The sequence below is a fragment of the Autumnicola psychrophila genome, assembly GCF_031846645.1.
GTDB classification, from domain to species: Bacteria; Bacteroidota; Bacteroidia; order Flavobacteriales; family Flavobacteriaceae; genus Autumnicola; species Autumnicola psychrophila.
Genome location: NZ_JAVRHN010000018.1, coordinates 16,740 through 34,315 on the forward strand (window position 1 = coordinate 16,740; position 17,576 = coordinate 34,315).

Here is a 17,576-nt window from a genome sequence, read left to right on the forward strand (position 1 = left end):
AGCTGAGAGCTTCATTCGGACAAAAATGCGCTATTCATTTTTATGATCTAAAATCTGTAGTTTGCTCTGCTTTACCCCGAAAATAAGCAATTATAGAAGGAGCAGTAAGGCCATGGAGTACAATAGAGAATAGGATGATATAGGCCGTAATCGCATAAAGCTCATTCTTATATTCAAAATTATCGAACTGCAAAAAAGCCCAGGATAAATAAAAGACAGAGCCTATCCCGCGTATTCCCAAGAAACTAATCGCCAGTTTTTCCTTAATCTTTTCCTTTTTAATAAATATAAGGGGAATCATTCCTGCAATTGGTCGTATTAGTAAGACAAATATAAGGGCAAAAACGACTCCTTTCCAGTCAGTTAGACCCAACATCCCGTTCATGATAGAGCCACCAAAAAGGATGATCCAGACTACGAGAAGTAAATGTTCCACTTCTGTTATAAAATCATGGAGTTTCTTTTTATAGTCACCACTTACTTTTTCATAATAACGCAGACTAAAGCCCGCAAAGAAAACTGCTAAAAATCCGTAACCATGCAGGAGTTCACTAAGTCCATAAGTCATTATGGTTAATGAAAGGGAAAGGAAACCTACAAAAGTTTTTACGCCAGATACGTGGTGGAGCCTATCAAAGAGGAAACCAATAAGCCTTCCAATAACAAGTCCAATAATTATCCCAAGTGCGATTTTCAATAGAAATTCGTCCAGGATCCAGCCGGTTAAATCAAAAGCGGCCCAACTTCCTGCCTGGGCAACGAGAACAGCCATGTAAGAGAAGGGAAAAGCTATACCATCGTTTAAACCCGCTTCTACAGTTAAAGTGAATCTTACATTATCTTCCGGACTTTTTTCTGCAAGAGGATCATCTAGTTGGACTTCTGCTGCCAACACAGGATCTGTTGGAGCGAGAATAGCAGCCAATAGAAGTGAAGATGGCAGACTGAGTAGAAGAAAATAAGAACCCAAAAAATATGCAGAAACCATACATATAGGCATTGTTATGAAAACCAGCAGCATTGGCTTTAGCCAGGATTTTAGAGAAAAATTATCTCCAATTTTCAGTCCGGCACCCATAAGGGAGATAATTACTATGGCTTCAGAAAAATACATTAGCTCCTTGTCGCTCCACAAGGGGTCTGGCCATCCAAGAGGTATGGCTACTGCATGCATGGCAAAACCAATAAGCAATAGAATAATTGGGGAACTTACCTTTATTTTTTTTGCGATAGAAGGAAGCCACGCCATGATAAGAGTAGCAAATCCAAGTCCGGCAAGAATAATGTAATGATCTTTCATAGCAATTTGAAGGTGTGAAAATAGAATATATTCACCTGTCACTAAAACTTTTTGCAAAAGGCTAACATTTGTAGCATATTTCTAAAAAATGGTCCTGCTTCCAAGCGTATGAAAAAGATAAGGAATTACAAGAAGGATTTGCTAGAACCTGCATTGCGAAAAGGATGAGGTTTAGAAGTGTGGCACCTGCAGGAATTAAAGAGCATCTTTGTGATGTAATAATTCTTTTAGTGGTGATATAAAAAGAAGGCCATCTTCAATTCCCTGAAGATGGCCTAATAGTTATAAAACTTTTTAGCCAGTATACTATTCTTCTGTAGTTATAGTGTCTATCTCTGTACTATAACGCGAAGTATCTATACTTGAAGGGGAGATTGGTGCGCTGTTAATTTCAGCATCCATCTGCCTTAGTATATCGGCCGCTTGAGTAAAAAATTCCCCGAGAAAAAGATTCCGATCTTCCGGACTACTATCTACAGCCAGCTCATCAAGATGCGTTCTTAAGTCCTGTACTTCGTCCTCCAGTTCCGGATATTGATCTCTTTGAATTTCCTGAAGATTGTCGACAATCACTTTACCCGTTTGCCTAATACTATCCACCTGGCGCTGAGGCTCCCATTGGCTGATGCTCTCCATCTCCTCTCCCGGAGTATGGTTAAGCTCAATTGTTTTTTCTTCTACAGCCTCTAAAAGCAACATCATTGCCCTTTGCTGTGATCTGGGATTAGTACCAAGAGCATTATCATCACTCCCTCTGTTTACGTAACTGAGATACTGTCCTATAGCATTTTCAGGATAGTCTTTTGCAGAAAACTCCTCAGTTTCATATTGCTCCAGTTGTTCGATTTGATCGTCGTCCTGTAAATCATCATCAGATTCATTTCCGTCTGCCCATACAAAGAAATACAGGAGTGCCAGGATTATTAAAATAGCTACTAATATCCACGGCCAAACCGGCTTTTTCTTTTCTACACGTATTTCTGCCATATTTTCTTTTTTAATTGATTAATTCAGTTCTCTGATAAAATTAAATAAAATTGAAGAGGAGTAGGATTAAACCTCTACTAAACAATTGTTAATTATACAGTTATGATTTTATTCAGATTAAAATGGAATACAAAAAAAACGAATCATGGATCAGATTTCATCTATGGATAAATAGCTAAGGTTTATTTTTAATCATTTGGTATTGTTGGGGTTATATGACAAAAATCATATTTTCAAGGGAGGTGCGTGGCTATATTTGATGTGTTAATAAAAATACATTTTATTATGACTGTAGATATAAATTGTGCAGAAGCCTCCTGCAACGGAAATCTTTATGAATATGTCATCAAACAACTTTTAAAACTGGAAGCCCGGTATAATTGGCTGAAAGGTTCTAAAGTGCTCTTTAAAGATCTAGGTGAAGCTGAAGGAAAAAATAAGATCTGCGAAATTGAATTGGATATCCCAGGATCCGGAATATATGTTTCTGCGAAGAATTCAGATTTTAAATTAGCAGCGAAGGAGGCGATAAAGATTTTGGATACTGGTCTTAGAAAACGCAAAGACACATTGTATGCCTGGCATTCTCCTGGGCTGCCAGAATCCTTCGGCGGTTTTTTTATCGAAAACTGTCAATTTTGAGGTGTCACTATAATTTGAGATTCTTCAGGAAAAAATCAGGTTTCTATAGTCCCACAATTTCAGAAGAAAAAGGATAAGAAAAATAAAAGCGACCATAAATTCCATAAACGTAGAGGCCAGGAAGCCAATAAAAGATCCAAAAGCTGCTCTTAAAGCGGTTTTTGAGTCGCTTTTATTTACAAGTTCCCCAATGAAAGCCCCCAAAAACGGACCAATTAAAATTCCAAAGGGAATTGGAGCAATAATACCGGCAATTAGACCTATAGTAGTACCAATCATTCCTGCTTTACTACCGCCAAAGCGTTTTGTTCCCAAGGCAGGAACAATTAAATCCAGCGCATAAATAACAACAGCTACAATCAAGGTTATGGCAAGGAACCAGTAATTTATAGGAACAGAAGGTGCCAGTTGAAAAACCAGAAGTCCCAGCCAACTTATCGGAACACCCGGCAAAACGGGCAAAATACTTCCAATCATTCCCAAAATTATCAAAAAAGCAGCAATACCTATAAGAATTATGTCCATAGCAATTTATAAATAAGGATTTTTTAGCTATACTTATTTTTTAAGAAGGAGCTGAAAAAATTCTTTTACTTCGTCAATATTTTCTAAGGAATAATCTGCGTAGGTTTTATTTCCGTGTTCACTTACGAGGATTCCAATTCCGTTATCAACATATTTAAAAGCATCTTCATCGGTAACATCATCTCCTATATATACTGAAAATTTCTGATTCTTTTCACCCAAATGCTCTTTTAAAAACTCCACAGCTTTTCCTTTGTGCCAGTCTATTGCCGGGCGTACTTCAATTACCTTTTTGCCATCGGCTTTTAGTAATTGGGGATAATCCTTTAGAACTTCAGAAACGCGGGTGTGGACTTCAGAAGTACGGTTTTCGTCTACTTTACGGTAATGGATGGCGAGCGTAAACTTTTTTCGTTCAAAGTCGACTCCGTTAATGTCTTTCAGCTTTTCCTTAAGTATAGGTTCAATTTTGTCAAATATCGGCAGTACCTTTTGTGCTTCATCATTTTCTTTGAGAAAATTATTCGGTCCGGAAATTTCAAAACCATGACTTCCGGCGTAATAAAGTTCAGGTAAGTTCACACGCTGGTTAACATCCTTCATGCCGCGACCACTCACGACTGCCGTAGGATAAACTTTTGATAATTGCTGAACCAGGTCGCGCATTTCTTCAGAAATTGCTGCGTCTTCATGGTTTTCTACTATAGGAGCAAGCGTTCCATCAAAATCCAGAAATAGTAAGGCCTTTTTATCGCTGAATTCTTTTTTAAGTTCCTCTGCTTTTTTAAGGGCAGAAGGCAGTTGATTTGCCATTTCAAAAATTTTTAGTTTTTATCAATTACTTTTTAAAGATAACATTAGAAATCTAAGGTGTGACCTTTTAAGGCAGGTAGTCGAAAATTGTCATTTTCGGTCTCTGCTTTTGTTACACGTTCTTGTGATTCGACAATAATTCATCGTACAGTCTTTGGGCGTCTTCTTTTTTCAGAAGTTCTGTGCCCGGAGAGATCAAAGTCGCACTGCCACATGCAAGTCCGAACAATACAGCTTCCTCCAGTGACTTGTTATTAGCAAGGCTATAAACAATTCCTGCAACCATACTGTCTCCTGCGCCAATAGAGCTATTGATTTTAACTTTTGGTGCGGGAAAATGCTTTATTTCGTTTTTTGTTGCCAGGAAAGCGCCATCGGGACCAAGTGAATGGACAACCACTTCTACAGGGTAATCCTCCAGTATCTTTTTCAGCATTTGTTTCCGTTGTTCGTGTGTTTCAGCTTTTTGGCCGGTAAGATCCTGAAGTTCGTCGAGATTTGGCTTTACCAGGTATGCACCCTGCTTTAAACCTTTGGCTAAAGCTTTGCCTGAAGTGTCCAATATAAATTTCACGTTCCTTTCCTGTGCTATTTTAGCCACTTTTGCATAAAAATCGGTTCCAACTCCGGGAGGAAGGCTTCCGCTGGCGACGAGAAATTCTGAATCCTCAAGGTTTTTCTCCAGTTTCTCGAGAAGAACATTAGCTTCAGATTCTTCCATCTCGGCTCCGGGAAATCCAAAACGATAGAGTTCACCGGTGGAATTTTCGAAAACTCCAAAATTCTGGCGCATGTCATTTTTTACTTTAAAAGGCTCGTGATCTATATGCTCTTCATCAAGAAGTTGAGAAAAAATGCTGCCTGTGAATCCGCCGGAGGCGTAAAGCGCTTTAGTTTCTGTACCCATACGCTGCAGCACCCTGGAAATATTGATGCCTCCTCCTCCGGGATCTTTCTTGGGAGATTCAGAGCGCATCTTGACTTCAGGTTCTACCTTTTCAACGGTGGTGTAAATGTCTAGTGCAGGATTAACAGTTAGCGTGAGTATTTTGTTCATATCTGGATAATTTGTAAGTCCTGGAAAATTTAATTTCCCGATGTTCTCCTAATTTAAATTTTTCTTCTACGGGAAATCCTATTCTGCTTAATATTTGGAATTATTTAACAGGTGGAGGAACGTAAAATTCTTTTCTACAGAATATTTTTCAACTAATCTATTAGTTTAAACTAAATATTTAGTTATATTAGCAATAGCTTAAATATGAAGAAAACAGTTTACAGACAATAAATTAAAACCACGATGAAACAATTGACCAAGGCCGAAGAAGAGATTATGCACGTTCTTTGGGATTTACAGGAAGCCAATGTGGCTGCAATAATTGAAGAGCTTCCTGAACCAAAACCGGCCTATAACACGGTTTCCACGATTGTAAGAATTTTGGAAAACAAGGAGTTTGTAGATCACCGGAAGAAGGGAAAGGGATATATCTATTTTCCGGTTATCGAAAAAGAGACTTACAGCAATCAAAGTATGAATAAACTGATCAATAGTTATTTTAATGGCTCTTTTAAAAGCATGGTGTCCTTTTTTATGAAGAAAAATGAACTTGATACCAAAGACCTTGAGGCAATTTTAAAGGAAATTAATAAAAAAGAGGAATAATGCTACACTATATTCTACAAACATTATTTTTTCAGCTTTGCTTTTTGCTGGCGTATGAGCTGTTGCTAAAGAAGGAAACCTTCTTTGGTTATAACAGGTGGTATTTACTATTGATGCCTGTTATCGCAATGCTGTTGCCTTTGCTGAAGCTGGAGTTCCTGGCAGAAGCAGTACCAGGAAATGCAAGGATTATGCTTCCGGCGGTTGTAATCGGAGGTGAGACAGCTCCGGAAACCTTGCCGGTAGCAAATTTCACTACGGAAGAGGGAATGAATATCATTTGGGGGGTAATATATTGTGTTGGCTTAGCAGCGGGTTTTGGACTATTTCTGAAAAAGGCTTACCACCTTAATCAATTGTTCAGGTTTGGAAAAACTTCAGAGGAGAAAGATTTCCAGATCATTGAAATTCCAAATTCCAACATCGCCTGCACATTTTTTAGTACGGTGTTTCTGGGCGATCAGCTTTCCGAAGAAGAAAAGCAGCAAATCCTTTCTCATGAGTTGGTGCATGTAAGGCAGAAGCACAGCCTGGATTTAATGTTCTTTGAGCTACTGAAAATTGTGTTCTGGTTCAATCCGCTAATGTACATCTACCAATCCAGGATTGCGGGACTTCACGAATTTATAGCCGACCAGGAAGTGGTGAAAACCGCCGGGAAAAAGAATTACTACGAGCAGTTGCTCAACACCGCGTTTAACACGCAGAATATCTCATTCATCAATCAATTTTTTAATCATTCATTAATCAAAAAACGAATCGTTATGTTACAAAAATCAAAATCAACAGCAATCGCAAAATTTAAGTTTCTAATCATTATTCCGCTAATGACGCTAATGCTTACTTATGTAGCATGTTCAGAAGAGAATCCAGCAGGAAGTGAAGAACAGGGAACAGTTTCTGTTTCAGAAAAAATTGCAGAACTTGATGTCTATCTTGAAACAAAGGATAGTTTAACGGAAGAAGAAAAAGAGCAATTCCTGAATTTATTAAAGAAAAGGGAAGAGTTATTATTAAAACAAAGAAAAGCCAACGGAAGCGGGATAATTGAAGTAGTAGAAGAGCAGCGGGATAATTCAGAAATTCCTTTCGCTGTAATAGAAGAAACTCCGGCCTTTCCCGGATGTGAAGATATTTCTTCAAATAAAGAAAGAAAACAATGTACTTCTCAAAAAATCACTGAATTTGTGGGTGAGAATTACGATTCCGGTTTGGGTGAAAAACTCGGTCTAACAGGAACAAACAGGGTAATTGTTCAGTTTAAAATAGATAAAAACGGAAATATACAGGAGGTGAAATCCCGTGCCGCTGCGCCAGAACTGGAGCAGGAAGCCGAACGTGTGATCAACAGCCTTCCCACTATGACGCCGGGGAAACACAGAGGTGAACCTGTAGGAGTAATGTATTCCCTGCCAATTGTTTTCCAGGTAAATGAATAAAAATTTTTCTAGAGCTCTAACTTACCGGGAGAACCGCTCAGTTAACACTAATAAGAAAACTATGTTAGAAAAGTCAAAGTCAAAATCCGTGGCGAAACTGAAATATGTTGTCCTTGTGCCGTTGGCATTCATTATGCTGACTTATGTCGCCTATTCTGCAAACAGAATGAATACACCTATCCAGGTGGAAAGTGAAAAATTAACTAAAGAAACTCCTCTAATTAAGGCTGCTGAGCTGCCGGTTCAGGAAATGGATATTCCTTTTGCGATAGTTGATGAGGTTCCTATATATCCCGGGTGTCAAGATATTGCTTCGAACCAGGAAAGAAAGAAATGTACTTCCCAAAAAATCTCGTTGTTTGTTAAATTCAATTTCGATAAAACTGTTGGTGAAGCATTAGGATTAACAGGTCAAATCCATGTGACCGTTCAATTTAAAATAGATAAAAACGGAAACATCCAAGATGTAAAATCCCGTGCCCCTGCGCCAGAACTGGAGGATGAAGCCGAACGCGTTATTAACAACCTTCCCACGATGACTCCTGGAAAACAAAATGGTGAACCGGTAGGAGTAATGTATTCGCTGCCAATTGTTTTCCAGGTAAATGAATAATTCTTTTTTACTTAATTTTTTGCAGCCTGCGGAGCCGGAGTTTTAACTTCGGCTCCGGCTGTTTTGAGATATGTTCATTCCTGCAACTTTTAAAATTTTGCGTACAGCAATTAATAAGCTCCCAGGAAAGAAGCCGATTTTCTTCCCTTCAGATTCTCCTCATTTTCATTACTTTTGCCTAAAGTCAATCGCCAATTGGGTATGAAAAGAACTTTACTGCTAATTTCAATTTTTCTAATTTTTACTTCCTGTAATTTCGAAACCAAAAAGATTTCTTCGGAAGAGGTTTTGGACCAGGAAAGCAAAATGCTTAACTGGAAAGAGGTAGACGAATATCCCGCTTTTGAAGATTGCCAACAGGAAACGGAATTGGCACAGGCGAAAAACTGTTTTGAAAGAAAAGTCGCTGAAAATATTTACGCTTATCTCGCCAAACAACAGCCGGTAGTGACCGAAAGTATTGACGACACCCTGTATTTATACCTCGAAATAAGCAAGCAGGGCCGACCAAAAATTGACTCGATTGTTTCCATAGATACCACTTTAACCAACCAGTTACCAAAAATCGAGGAATGGCTTTACCAGAGCATAGATTCCCTGCCAAAAATTTATCCTGCCAGTAAACGCGGTATTCCGGTTTCTACAGTATTTAGAATGCCGGTCTTAATTAAAGCAGAGTAGATCAGTTCAATTAATAATTGGTAATTGACAATTATTCCCCTCCGCCGGAGGGGTGTCCGAAGGACGGGGTGGAAATTAGCTAGTGCGTATCTCCCACTGCTACATTCCACTTTCTCACACTCCATTCTTTTACAAGTCCGTTTTTGATGTATGGATCTTTTTCGGCGAAAGTTTTTGCGGCAGCATCATTGGGAGCTTTAAAAATTAGCAAGGCTTCATCTGCGGGATCATCCATTGCTCCGGCCAGAACAAGCGTTCCGGTTTGAGCAGTTTCCTTAGCCAGGTTTAAATGCTCTGTACGATATTTTTCGCGGTCTTCCAGGTAATTTTCTTCAAGTTGATATTTCAGGATATAATAATTCATAGCTTTTTTTGACAATCTACGGAATATTGGTGAAAGAGTGAAGTAGGTAAGAAGTGAAAAGTTGTTTAAGGACGCAGTGTCTGCGGAAATCTGTGTGCTCTGCGGGAGATCTTTTAGGAAGAGATATAGAACACCTATAGCTTGAAGCTAAGCAAATTTTAAAAAAATTGGAACCAAGCCTTCTTAAAAACTTTCTTTTTTATAATAAATTTTGCCACATAACACTTTTGTTATAATTTTGGACAATGAAGTCGGATGCTTTAATAAAAGTTATAAGGAAAGACGGATGGTACTTAGTTAGAACAAAAGGCAGCCATCATCATTTTAAGCATCCGGTCAAAAAAGGAGTTGTGACAATACCACATCCTAAAAAGGATATCCCGAAAGGAACGTGTAATTCAATTTTAAAGCAAGCAGGGCTTAAATAGAGTAACCAATTAATATGTTGATGATGAAAAATGCGGTAGAGGTTTACGTAGAGAAAGCAGAAGATGGAACGTATTGGGGGAGTACACAAAATATCCCCGGTGGAGTTTCTGCCTATGGACAATCTCTGGAAGAATTAAAACTGAATTTATTAAAAGCCTTTACAGATTATTTGGAGGTGTCTGAAGACCTGGAAGAGGATTGGCTGGAGGAAGTAAAAGCAATGGACGGTTTTGAATATAACTTGGATATTCCTTCCTTTTTCAAACTTTTACCCATAAAAATTTCTGCTATTGCCAAAAAAACAGGAATTAATCCTTCTTTAATGAGACAGTATGCTACTGGAAAAGCCAATGCTTCTGAAGAACGCGCCAAACAAATTGAAAAAGCAATTCACGAGCTTGGGGAGGATTTGTTATCTGTTTCTCTCTGAAAAAAGTGAAAGAGTAAAAGAGTGAAGAATGGAAAAACGGAAGAAAGAGGAGAGGCGTTTTAGAGTATTTTGCTCTTTAACTCTTTTCCTCATTAGCTTCTTTACATTCAACTCCTAAACTTTCTCCCTTTCCACTCAAATCCTGAAAACAGCGATTTTAAAGCTACAAATCCGGAAAAGAAAGGATAGACAATACTGCACCAAAAGTAATTGCGCATCAGGAGTTCTTTTTTAAAAAATTTCGCTGCGAGGAAGATCAGGATAAAGTCGGCGTTGAATTTTAGCAGAAAAATTACAAGAATCGGTTGTTCCGGAAGTTGTTCAAAAAGCACCAAAAAAGCAGCGATTATCAGCAAAACATTCATTAGCAGTACACTGAGTCCGGCAAATTTCGAAAATGTAGATTTATAGGCAGGAGCTTTTGCAGCCCAACGTACCCGCTGCGAAATGAGCTGAGGCAATGTTTGCTGAGGTTTTGTTGCTACAATGGCTTTTTCGGATTTTAAAAACTCAACTTTCAATCCTTTTTTCTGAAATTTCTGAAGCAAAAAAACATCGTCCCCACTGGCGATTTTGTCATTTCCAGAAAAGCCTTCCGCAGCCAAAAAAGCTTCTTTTTTATAGCACAAATTTGCGCCGTTGCACATAAAAGGCTGCTCCATCCCAAATGCGCCAACGGTGGTGGCCTGCAGGCTCATAAAATCCAGCTCTTCAAACTTTTGAAACAGCTTTTTTTCTTCGGAAGTCCTAAAACAAACAGGTGCGCAAACCATATCAGCATCAGTTTTCAGGATAAAATCGTTAAAGGTTTGTAGCCAGGATTCCGGCACAACACAATCGGCGTCTGTGGTCACGATATGCCGAAAATTGCCATTTTCGATACCTCGCTTTAGCGCGTCTTTTTTTGGTGATTTGGACAATAATTCATTGTCCAGAATGCTAACCTTAAGATTTTGATGTTCAAGCTGAAATTCTGAACAAATTTTAACCGAAATATCTTCAGAAGCATCATTAATCAGTAAAATTTCGAACTGAGAAGCCGGATATTTCAGTTTGGAAAGCGATTCTAGTAAATCCGGAAGGTTTTCAGCTTCATTTCTGAAAGGAACTATGATGGAAAAGCCAGTTTTCGGTTCAAAATGTTCAGTTGTAAACTCAGGAACCTGTTTCCAGCCGTAAATAAGCGTAATTATCAAAACCAGGTAGCAAACCGCGATAAAAATGAAGATACTTAGCACCATTTGGCAATTTTAATGCTGGTTGAAAATTGATAGTAACAAAACAGAATTCCTTAGCTTTGTGAGGCTGTTCGAAAATACACAATTTCCCACAGCCTCACCCCGAAAATGGCAATTTTGAAGAGCGAAAGAATAATTTTAGGTATAGATCCGGGAACGACAATTATGGGTTTCGGACTCATAAAAGTGGAAGATAAAAAAATGCAGTTTTTGCAGTTGAATGAGCTTCAGCTTCAGAAATACGACGATCCTTATGTGAAACTGAAGTTGATTTTTGAGCGTACAATAGAACTTATCGACACCTTTCATCCTGATGAAATTGCGATTGAAGCACCGTTCTTCGGGAAAAATGTACAGTCTATGCTAAAGCTGGGTCGGGCGCAAGGAGTGGCGATGGCAGCGGGACTTTCCAGGCAAATTCCTATCACAGAATACCTTCCGAAGAAAATAAAAATGGCGATTACCGGCAACGGAAATGCCAGCAAAGAGCAGGTTGCCAAAATGCTCCAAGGTTTACTTAATCTGAAAACTTTACCAAAAAATCTCGACTCAACCGACGGACTCGCAGCTGCGGTTTGCCATTTTTACAATTCAGGAAAAGTTGTGGGCGGAAAAAGCTACACCGGCTGGGCGGCGTTTGTAAAACAGAATCCGGGAAAAATCAAGTAGCAATTATCAGTTAACAATTAACAATTAACAATCAAGGATGAGTCAGGCAAAGGATAACCCACTAGCGCAAAAATCGTATTCCTTTGCTTTGGATATAATTTTTCTCTGTAAAATCTTGATGAATGAAAAACGGGAATATATTCTCTCCAAACAATTGTTAAGAAGTGGAACATCAATTGGTGCAAACATTGCTGAAGCTAACGGAGCAATTTCCAGTGCTGATTTTTCAGCTAAAATTTCTATTGCTTATAAGGAAAGTCTGGAAACGAAGTATTGGCTTTCCCTTTTAAAAGATGCGGAATACATAAATCTTGAGGAATTTGATAAGTTACATCCTTTAGCCGACGAACTTTCCAGGATTATGTTTTCTATTCTGAAGTCTACCAGAATGAAGAAAAATTGATCATTGTTTATTGTTAACTGTTAATTGAAGATGAGCGGTATCTACATCCACATCCCTTTTTGCAAGCAGGCCTGTCACTACTGTGATTTTCATTTTTCGACTTCTATGAAGAAAAAAGATCAGTTGGTGGATATGCTTTGCCGGGAGCTGGAACTTCGGAAAAATGAACTTCCGGAACAGGAAATCAGGACGATTTATTTTGGCGGTGGAACGCCGAGTTTATTGACTTCGGAAGAACTTCGACAAATATTTACTACAATTTTTGCCAATTATCAGGTCGCTGAAAATCCTGAAATCACGCTGGAAGCCAATCCAGACGATCTTTCTGAAGAAAAACTTCAGATGCTGAAAGCTTCAAAAATTAACCGACTCAGTATTGGCGTGCAGTCATTTTTTGAAGAAGATTTAAAGCTGATGAACCGCGCACATAATGCTAAAGAAGCGCTGGAAAGTATTCAGCTGGCGACAAAGTATTTTGATAATATTTCTATCGATTTAATTTACGGAATTCCGAATATGAGTGCAGAAAAATGGCAACAAAATCTGCAAATCGCCCTGGATCTTGGTGTGCCGCATATTTCCAGCTACGCGCTTACGGTAGAACCGAACACCGCACTGCATAAATTTATTGAAAAAGGAAAAATAAAACCAGTAAACGACGAGGCTGCAAAGGCTCATTTCGAGATTATGGTAAGCATGCTCAAAAATGCCAATTTTCGGCATTATGAATTTTCTAACTTTGGGAAAGATGGTTATTTCTCACAGAATAATACCGCATATTGGCTTGGGAAATCTTACCTGGGAATCGGCCCTTCGGCACATTCGTATGATGGGAACTTCAGAAAATGGAATGTGAGCAACAATTCGCTTTATATAAAAGCACTGGAAATAAATAAACTTCCTTTGGAAACCGAAGGGCTGACGATTACAGATAAATACAACGAATATGTAATGACGCGGCTGCGAACGCAATTTGGAGTCGATATTACTGAAGTTGAAGAAATCTTTGGTGAACATTACAGAGATCATCTTCTTAAAAACGCCGATGTGCTGCTAAAAAAGGAACTGCTAGAAAATAGGAATCAGGTGCTGCATGTCTCTTCTAAAGGAAAATTTTTAAGTGACGGGATAGCTTCAGATTTGTTTTATCTTGATTAGTGAAAAGTGAAGAGTGAAAAGGAAAAGAAACTTTCCACTTTCCTCTCTTTAACTGACCCTTTGACTCCGCTCAGGGGGACATTGAGCCCATACTCCGAACTCCGAACTGAAAAAATCCACAACCAAAAACCTTTCCTTTACTCTTTTCACTCCTTCACTCCTTAACTTATAACAAGGAGCAGACTTTTTCCTAATTTAGCCTTATGAAGGCAAAAATTGATCATGGCTCTAAAACCTATAATATCGACCTGTCGAAGCCGCTGGATATTTCTATAGGTTTACGCGGAGACAGTAAAAATCCCGTTGCCTGGTATCTTTCGGCGCCCGAAATATATCCGGTAAAGGATGGTGATTTTATTGGGAAGGTGAGTGAGGGAGCCTCGGTTAATTTCAACAATATCAGGTTTAATCCGCATGCGCATGGCACTCATACCGAATGTGTGGGGCATATCTCGCGGGAATTCTTCAGCATTAATCAAACGCTGAAAAAATTCTTCTTTGTCGCCAAATTAATTTCCGTAGAACCAGAGAAAAGGGGAGAGGACTCGGTTATTTCCGAAGAACAAATAAAGTCGAAAATTGCCAAAAATGAAGCTGAAGCTTTAATTATAAGAACGCTTCCGAATTATATCGAAAAGCGGAGCAGAAAATACTCCAATACCAACTGGCCGTACCTGGAAGAAGCTGCGGCGCGGTATATCAGGGATTGCGGAGTGCAACATTTGCTTATTGACCTGCCTTCTGTAGATAAAGAACGCGACGGCGGCAAATTGCTGGCGCATAAAGCTTTTTGGAACTACCCGAAAAATACGCGGCTGGAAGCTACAATTACTGAATTTATCTATGTTTCCAATAATATTACAGACGGGGAATACCTGCTCAACCTGCAAATCGCTTCGTTTGAAAATGACGCTTCCCCGTCGAAGCCGATTTTATATAAAATTCAGCAATAAATGAAAAGTACATTACAACTTGAAGAAATGGCAGTGCTAGCGCTGGGCATTTACGCCTTCAGCTTTCTGGGACTCTCCTGGTGGTGGTTTGTCGGACTATTTTTTGCGCCAGATGTCGGAATGTTGGGGTATCTGGGAGGAAATAAATCCGGAGCTTTTGTTTATAATGTTTTTCATCATAAAGGCCTGGCGATTTTGCTGTGGATCGTGGGTTTCGCTCTCCAAAACGTGATTTTACAATTAATAGGATTAATTTTGTTTTCACATTCGGCTTTTGATCGTATTTTAGGCTATGGCCTCAAGTACGAAAAAGGCTTTAAATTCACACATCTGGGAGAAATTGGTGATTAATTATGGAGCTTTTATTTATCGGGCTGGCCGTGGGTGCGGTGGTTGCGTATTTTATTTTTGCGAGATTCAACAGTAATCGTTCAAAGGAAAAGACCAGCGAACAATCGGTAGTGCTAATGGATAAAATCCGTAGCGTTTGCAAATTTATTACGGTAGAGGGCGATTTTGCTGAAATTTACCACTACGAAAATTTAAAGGAAAGGTATGTAAGCCTTTTTCTGGGGAAAAAGAAAGCCATAATCCTCATTAATGCCAAGGCGCATATTGGTTTCGATTTAAGTAAAATTAGCATGGAAAGTGATACCGAATCGAAAAGGATCATTCTTACCAATTTTCCGCAGCCGGAACTGCTTACCGTAGAAACAGATTTTAAGTATTACGACAAACGCGAAGGCTGGGCCAACCCTTTTACTACTTCAGATTTAACCGATATTAACCGCGATGCAAAGAGGCATATTGTAGATAAAATTCCGGAAAGCGGACTCTTTGAGCAGGCAAAAAAGGAGGCGCTTGGAACGATTTTGCTTATGGAAAAAATCGTGGAAACCATCGGCTGGAAACTGGATTATACGGCACTTACTTTAAAAGAAGCCGAAGAAAATAAGAAACTAAAATCATAGGTTTCTCCTAAAATTTTGGCAATATGGACATCGAAATCTTCAGAAATTACTGCCTCGCTAAAAAAGCGGTGACCGAAGAGCTGCCTTTTGGTCCTGATAGTCTTGTTTTTAAAGTTATGGGCAGGATGTTTGCACTCGCCTCGTTAAATGATGTTCCGTTGCGCATTAATTTAAAATGTGATCCCGAAAAGGCGATTGAGCTGCGGGAAGAGCATGAAGAAACTATATTACCGGGTTATCATATGAATAAAAAGCACTGGAATTCGTTAATCTTAGACGGCAGATTGCGTCCCGAAATAATTTTTGATTTAACTGATCATTCCTATAATCTCGTCGTGGCGGGATTAACCGGAAAACAAAGAAAAGAACTGGAGAATTTAGAATGAAAAATACCTTAGAATTTTACACTCATCAAAAAAGTATTCACGAGCAGCAGTTAGCTGTACTTTCCAAAAAATTATTGTTTTCCAGCCTTATCAGATTGCTGGTTTTCCTGGCGATTTGCTACGGAATTTATTTTTTCTTCGGAAATGTAAATGCGATCGTTCCGGTAATTATCGGCGGGATTGTCATCTTTCTTTTTCTGGTTTCCAGGCACAGCGATATTAAAGAAAAGAGCGATAAACAGAAGGAACTCATCAGGATTAATGAAACCGAAATTGATATTCTAAAGACGCGCAATTTTCAGGATTTGCCTTCAGGAAGTGAATATGACGATCCTTTGCATGCTTATAGTCAGGATATCGATCTTTTTGGAAGAGGTAGTTTTTTTCAATATCTCAACCGCACTGCCTTGCACGAAGGAACCAGGAAACTTGCTGCGATACTTAAGAAAAATGCGATTGACGGTATAGAAACCAAGCAGGAAGCTGTAAAAGAACTCGCTGAAAAGGCGGTATGGCGTCAGGAATTTACTGCTTTGGCCAGGTTGGTGAAAACCGAAACTGCATCTGTCACCGTTTTAAACTGGTTTAAAAATTACCGCTTTTTCGTCCCCGCGATCATGAAATGGCTGCCAATCGTCTTCAGTATCATATCGATAATTGCCATTTTAGCCTATGCTCTAGATTATATTAAAGGAATTCACCTGCTGCTGTGGTTTTTAGTAGGTGTCCTCACTACCGGATATTTTCTGAAGAGGATAAATTTGCTTTCCGGCAGTGTGAGTAAGGTACAGGATACATTTCACCAGTACCACAGGCTTTTGGGGCTTATAGAAGATGAAGAATTTACTTCTGAAATCCTGAAAAAGAATCAAAACATGATCCGTTCTGAAAAAGAAAAGGCTTCAGCGATCTTCAGGAAGTTTTCAAAGGCAATTGATGCTTTGGATCAACGAAATAATATGCTGTTTGGCTTTTTTGCCAATGGATTTTTACTCTGGGATTTGCAGCAGTCCTATAAGTTAGAGCGCTGGATTGACAATTATCGGCAAAATGTTGAAAACTGGTTTGAAATTATAGAATTTACCGATGCCTTTAATTCGCTGGGTAACTTTGCTTTTAACCATCCGCAGTATGTTTTTCCAAAAATTAGCAGTGGAAGTACAGGGATTTCAGCTAAAAATCTGGCGCATCCGCTTCTTAATCCGGAAAAGAGGGTTGCGAATGATTTCAATATCAATAATGAAGAATTTTTTATCATCACCGGGGCGAATATGGCGGGAAAGAGTACATTTTTACGTACTGTTTCCCTCCAGATTGTGATGAGCAATATCGGGCTTCCGGTTTGTGCTGAAGCATGTACATATTCGCCAATTAAACTCATTACCAGTATGCGTACCAGTGACTCACTGAATGATGACGAATCGTATTTCTTTTCAGAATTAAAACGACTGAAGTTTATCGTGGATAAAGTGAAAACCGACCGCTATTTTATCATTTTAGACGAAATTCTGAAGGGCACAAACAGTACCGATAAAGCTACAGGAAGTAAAAAATTCGTCCGGAAACTGGTAAAATCCCATTCCACCGGAATTATTGCTACTCACGACCTGAGTTTATGTGAAATTTCTACGGAATTACCAGAGGTGAAAAACCATTATTTTGATGCTGAAATTATTAACGACGAACTCAATTTCGACTACCAGTTCAAAAACGGAATTTGCCAGAATATGAACGCATCTTTTTTGCTTAGGAAGATGGAGATTGTGGATGAATAGTGGTTTATGGTTCGGAGTTTGGGGTCACTAGCATCTCGACTCCGCGTTATGTGACATTTTGTGGTCACACTGAGCTTGACGAAGTGTCTGTGTCTGTTGTGAGTTTTAAATGACAACTCCAGGCTAGATTGAAGTGG

At 39.0% G+C, this 17,576-nt stretch carries 22 protein-coding genes; 15 read left to right on the forward strand and 7 right to left on the reverse strand.

The features are described 5' to 3' along the window. Nucleotides 1-40 precede the first annotated feature (40 nt). Both RM541_RS17065 and RM541_RS17070 read right to left on the reverse strand, forming a co-directional pair. Nucleotides 41-1,357, reverse strand: a complete 1,317-nt coding sequence (locus tag RM541_RS17065; protein WP_311501342.1) for a cation:proton antiporter — start codon at nucleotides 1,355-1,357, stop codon at nucleotides 41-43. 249 nt (nucleotides 1,358-1,606) lie between these two features. Continuing rightward, nucleotides 1,607-2,287 carry a hypothetical protein gene (locus tag RM541_RS17070; RefSeq protein ID WP_311501343.1) on the reverse strand — a complete coding sequence of 227 codons (681 nt, stop codon included), beginning with the start codon at nucleotides 2,285-2,287 and terminating at the stop codon, nucleotides 1,607-1,609. Nucleotides 2,288-2,572: 285 nt separating this feature from the next. Here RM541_RS17070 and RM541_RS17075 point away from each other — a divergent pair, with 285 nt between their 5' ends. Continuing rightward, nucleotides 2,573-2,929 (forward strand): HPF/RaiA family ribosome-associated protein, encoded by a 357-nt coding sequence (locus tag RM541_RS17075; protein WP_311501344.1) that lies wholly within the window; start codon nucleotides 2,573-2,575, stop codon nucleotides 2,927-2,929. Nucleotides 2,930-2,953: 24 nt separating this feature from the next. Here RM541_RS17075 and RM541_RS17080 read toward each other — a convergent pair whose 3' ends face one another. The 3 genes from RM541_RS17080 to RM541_RS17090 form a co-directional block, all read right to left on the reverse strand. Further along, nucleotides 2,954-3,454 (reverse strand): DUF456 domain-containing protein, encoded by a 501-nt coding sequence (locus RM541_RS17080; protein WP_311501345.1) that lies wholly within the window; start codon nucleotides 3,452-3,454, stop codon nucleotides 2,954-2,956. A 33-nt stretch (nucleotides 3,455-3,487) separates the two neighbouring features. After that, on the reverse strand, nucleotides 3,488-4,267 hold the full coding sequence (gene otsB, locus RM541_RS17085) for a trehalose-phosphatase (protein WP_311501346.1): 780 nt from the start codon (nucleotides 4,265-4,267) through the stop codon (nucleotides 3,488-3,490). 112 nt (nucleotides 4,268-4,379) lie between these two features. Continuing rightward, nucleotides 4,380-5,324, reverse strand: coding sequence for a 1-phosphofructokinase family hexose kinase (locus RM541_RS17090; protein WP_311501347.1), 945 nt, complete (start codon nucleotides 5,322-5,324; stop codon nucleotides 4,380-4,382). 243 nt (nucleotides 5,325-5,567) lie between these two features. Here RM541_RS17090 and RM541_RS17095 point away from each other — a divergent pair, with 243 nt between their 5' ends. The 4 genes from RM541_RS17095 (at nucleotide 5,568) to RM541_RS17110 (ending at nucleotide 8,663) form a co-directional block, all read left to right on the forward strand. Further along, complete coding sequence (locus RM541_RS17095; RefSeq protein ID WP_311501348.1) at nucleotides 5,568-5,930, forward strand: BlaI/MecI/CopY family transcriptional regulator; 363 nt, start codon at nucleotides 5,568-5,570, stop codon at nucleotides 5,928-5,930. Then, nucleotides 5,930-7,369, forward strand: a complete 1,440-nt coding sequence (locus RM541_RS17100; protein WP_311501349.1) for a M56 family metallopeptidase — start codon at nucleotides 5,930-5,932, stop codon at nucleotides 7,367-7,369. The genes RM541_RS17095 and RM541_RS17100 overlap by 1 nt, the downstream gene beginning before the upstream one ends. 61 nt (nucleotides 7,370-7,430) lie before the next feature. After that, nucleotides 7,431-7,982 (forward strand): energy transducer TonB, encoded by a 552-nt coding sequence (locus RM541_RS17105; RefSeq protein ID WP_311501350.1) that lies wholly within the window; start codon nucleotides 7,431-7,433, stop codon nucleotides 7,980-7,982. 201 nt (nucleotides 7,983-8,183) lie between these two features. After that, complete coding sequence (locus tag RM541_RS17110; protein WP_311501351.1) at nucleotides 8,184-8,663, forward strand: hypothetical protein; 480 nt, start codon at nucleotides 8,184-8,186, stop codon at nucleotides 8,661-8,663. Nucleotides 8,664-8,742: 79 nt separating this feature from the next. Here RM541_RS17110 and RM541_RS17115 read toward each other — a convergent pair whose 3' ends face one another. Continuing rightward, the gene (locus RM541_RS17115) at nucleotides 8,743-9,027 is read right to left on the reverse strand and encodes a YciI-like protein (RefSeq protein ID WP_311501352.1); all 285 of its coding nucleotides are present in this window, start codon (nucleotides 9,025-9,027) and stop codon (nucleotides 8,743-8,745) included. A gap of 245 nt (nucleotides 9,028-9,272) precedes the next feature. Between RM541_RS17115 and RM541_RS17120 the strand changes: the two genes are divergently transcribed. After that, nucleotides 9,273-9,455 carry a type II toxin-antitoxin system HicA family toxin gene (locus tag RM541_RS17120; protein WP_311501353.1) on the forward strand — a complete coding sequence of 61 codons (183 nt, stop codon included), beginning with the start codon at nucleotides 9,273-9,275 and terminating at the stop codon, nucleotides 9,453-9,455. 20 nt (nucleotides 9,456-9,475) lie between these two features. Next, complete coding sequence (locus RM541_RS17125) at nucleotides 9,476-9,886, forward strand: helix-turn-helix domain-containing protein (RefSeq protein WP_311501354.1); 411 nt, start codon at nucleotides 9,476-9,478, stop codon at nucleotides 9,884-9,886. Nucleotides 9,887-9,993: 107 nt separating this feature from the next. Here RM541_RS17125 and RM541_RS17130 read toward each other — a convergent pair whose 3' ends face one another. Continuing rightward, nucleotides 9,994-11,127: a glycosyltransferase family 2 protein gene (locus tag RM541_RS17130; RefSeq protein ID WP_311501355.1), complete on the reverse strand. Its 1,134-nt coding sequence runs from the start codon at nucleotides 11,125-11,127 to the stop codon at nucleotides 9,994-9,996. 114 nt (nucleotides 11,128-11,241) lie between these two features. On the opposite strand from RM541_RS17130, the gene ruvC reads away from it, so the two are divergent. The 8 genes from ruvC to RM541_RS17170 all read left to right on the forward strand — a co-directional run bounded on the left by ruvC (nucleotide 11,242) and on the right by RM541_RS17170 (nucleotide 17,439). Beyond that, nucleotides 11,242-11,793 carry a crossover junction endodeoxyribonuclease RuvC gene (gene ruvC, locus RM541_RS17135; RefSeq protein ID WP_311501356.1) on the forward strand — a complete coding sequence of 184 codons (552 nt, stop codon included), beginning with the start codon at nucleotides 11,242-11,244 and terminating at the stop codon, nucleotides 11,791-11,793. A 37-nt stretch (nucleotides 11,794-11,830) separates the two neighbouring features. After that, nucleotides 11,831-12,196: a four helix bundle protein gene (locus tag RM541_RS17140; protein WP_311501357.1), complete on the forward strand. Its 366-nt coding sequence runs from the start codon at nucleotides 11,831-11,833 to the stop codon at nucleotides 12,194-12,196. 51 nt (nucleotides 12,197-12,247) lie between these two features. Next, nucleotides 12,248-13,354 (forward strand): radical SAM family heme chaperone HemW, encoded by a 1,107-nt coding sequence (gene hemW, locus RM541_RS17145; RefSeq protein WP_311501363.1) that lies wholly within the window; start codon nucleotides 12,248-12,250, stop codon nucleotides 13,352-13,354. Nucleotides 13,355-13,557: 203 nt separating this feature from the next. After that, the gene (locus tag RM541_RS17150; RefSeq protein WP_311501358.1) at nucleotides 13,558-14,307 is read left to right on the forward strand and encodes a cyclase family protein; all 750 of its coding nucleotides are present in this window, start codon (nucleotides 13,558-13,560) and stop codon (nucleotides 14,305-14,307) included. Further along, entirely contained in the window at nucleotides 14,308-14,658 is a 351-nt protein-coding gene (locus tag RM541_RS17155; RefSeq protein WP_311501359.1) for a DUF4260 domain-containing protein, read from the forward strand. A 2-nt stretch (nucleotides 14,659-14,660) separates the two neighbouring features. Further along, nucleotides 14,661-15,278: a DUF4230 domain-containing protein gene (locus tag RM541_RS17160; protein WP_311501360.1), complete on the forward strand. Its 618-nt coding sequence runs from the start codon at nucleotides 14,661-14,663 to the stop codon at nucleotides 15,276-15,278. Nucleotides 15,279-15,301: 23 nt separating this feature from the next. Then, complete coding sequence (locus RM541_RS17165) at nucleotides 15,302-15,664, forward strand: MmcQ/YjbR family DNA-binding protein (protein ID WP_311501361.1); 363 nt, start codon at nucleotides 15,302-15,304, stop codon at nucleotides 15,662-15,664. Next, nucleotides 15,661-17,439 carry a MutS-related protein gene (locus RM541_RS17170; protein ID WP_311501362.1) on the forward strand — a complete coding sequence of 593 codons (1,779 nt, stop codon included), beginning with the start codon at nucleotides 15,661-15,663 and terminating at the stop codon, nucleotides 17,437-17,439. The genes RM541_RS17165 and RM541_RS17170 overlap by 4 nt, the downstream gene beginning before the upstream one ends. Nucleotides 17,440-17,576: the final 137 nt, after the last annotated feature.

Coding starts and splice junctions, on each gene's coding strand:
- RM541_RS17070 (WP_311501343.1), bottom strand. CDS start 2,287: ATGGCAGAAATACGTGTAGAAAAGAAAAAGCCGGTTTGGCCGTGGATA.
- RM541_RS17075 (WP_311501344.1), top strand. CDS start 2,573: ATGACTGTAGATATAAATTGTGCAGAAGCCTCCTGCAACGGAAATCTT.
- RM541_RS17080 (WP_311501345.1), bottom strand. CDS start 3,454: ATGGACATAATTCTTATAGGTATTGCTGCTTTTTTGATAATTTTGGGA.
- otsB (WP_311501346.1), bottom strand. CDS start 4,267: ATGGCAAATCAACTGCCTTCTGCCCTTAAAAAAGCAGAGGAACTTAAA.
- RM541_RS17090 (WP_311501347.1), bottom strand. CDS start 5,324: ATGAACAAAATACTCACGCTAACTGTTAATCCTGCACTAGACATTTAC.
- RM541_RS17095 (WP_311501348.1), top strand. CDS start 5,568: ATGAAACAATTGACCAAGGCCGAAGAAGAGATTATGCACGTTCTTTGG.
- RM541_RS17100 (WP_311501349.1), top strand. CDS start 5,930: ATGCTACACTATATTCTACAAACATTATTTTTTCAGCTTTGCTTTTTG.
- RM541_RS17105 (WP_311501350.1), top strand. CDS start 7,431: ATGTTAGAAAAGTCAAAGTCAAAATCCGTGGCGAAACTGAAATATGTT.
- RM541_RS17110 (WP_311501351.1), top strand. CDS start 8,184: ATGAAAAGAACTTTACTGCTAATTTCAATTTTTCTAATTTTTACTTCC.
- RM541_RS17115 (WP_311501352.1), bottom strand. CDS start 9,027: ATGAATTATTATATCCTGAAATATCAACTTGAAGAAAATTACCTGGAA.
- RM541_RS17120 (WP_311501353.1), top strand. CDS start 9,273: ATGAAGTCGGATGCTTTAATAAAAGTTATAAGGAAAGACGGATGGTAC.
- RM541_RS17125 (WP_311501354.1), top strand. CDS start 9,476: ATGATGAAAAATGCGGTAGAGGTTTACGTAGAGAAAGCAGAAGATGGA.
- RM541_RS17130 (WP_311501355.1), bottom strand. CDS start 11,127: ATGGTGCTAAGTATCTTCATTTTTATCGCGGTTTGCTACCTGGTTTTG.
- RM541_RS17140 (WP_311501357.1), top strand. CDS start 11,831: ATGAGTCAGGCAAAGGATAACCCACTAGCGCAAAAATCGTATTCCTTT.
- RM541_RS17150 (WP_311501358.1), top strand. CDS start 13,558: ATGAAGGCAAAAATTGATCATGGCTCTAAAACCTATAATATCGACCTG.
- RM541_RS17155 (WP_311501359.1), top strand. CDS start 14,308: ATGAAAAGTACATTACAACTTGAAGAAATGGCAGTGCTAGCGCTGGGC.
- RM541_RS17160 (WP_311501360.1), top strand. CDS start 14,661: ATGGAGCTTTTATTTATCGGGCTGGCCGTGGGTGCGGTGGTTGCGTAT.
- RM541_RS17165 (WP_311501361.1), top strand. CDS start 15,302: ATGGACATCGAAATCTTCAGAAATTACTGCCTCGCTAAAAAAGCGGTG.
- RM541_RS17170 (WP_311501362.1), top strand. CDS start 15,661: ATGAAAAATACCTTAGAATTTTACACTCATCAAAAAAGTATTCACGAG.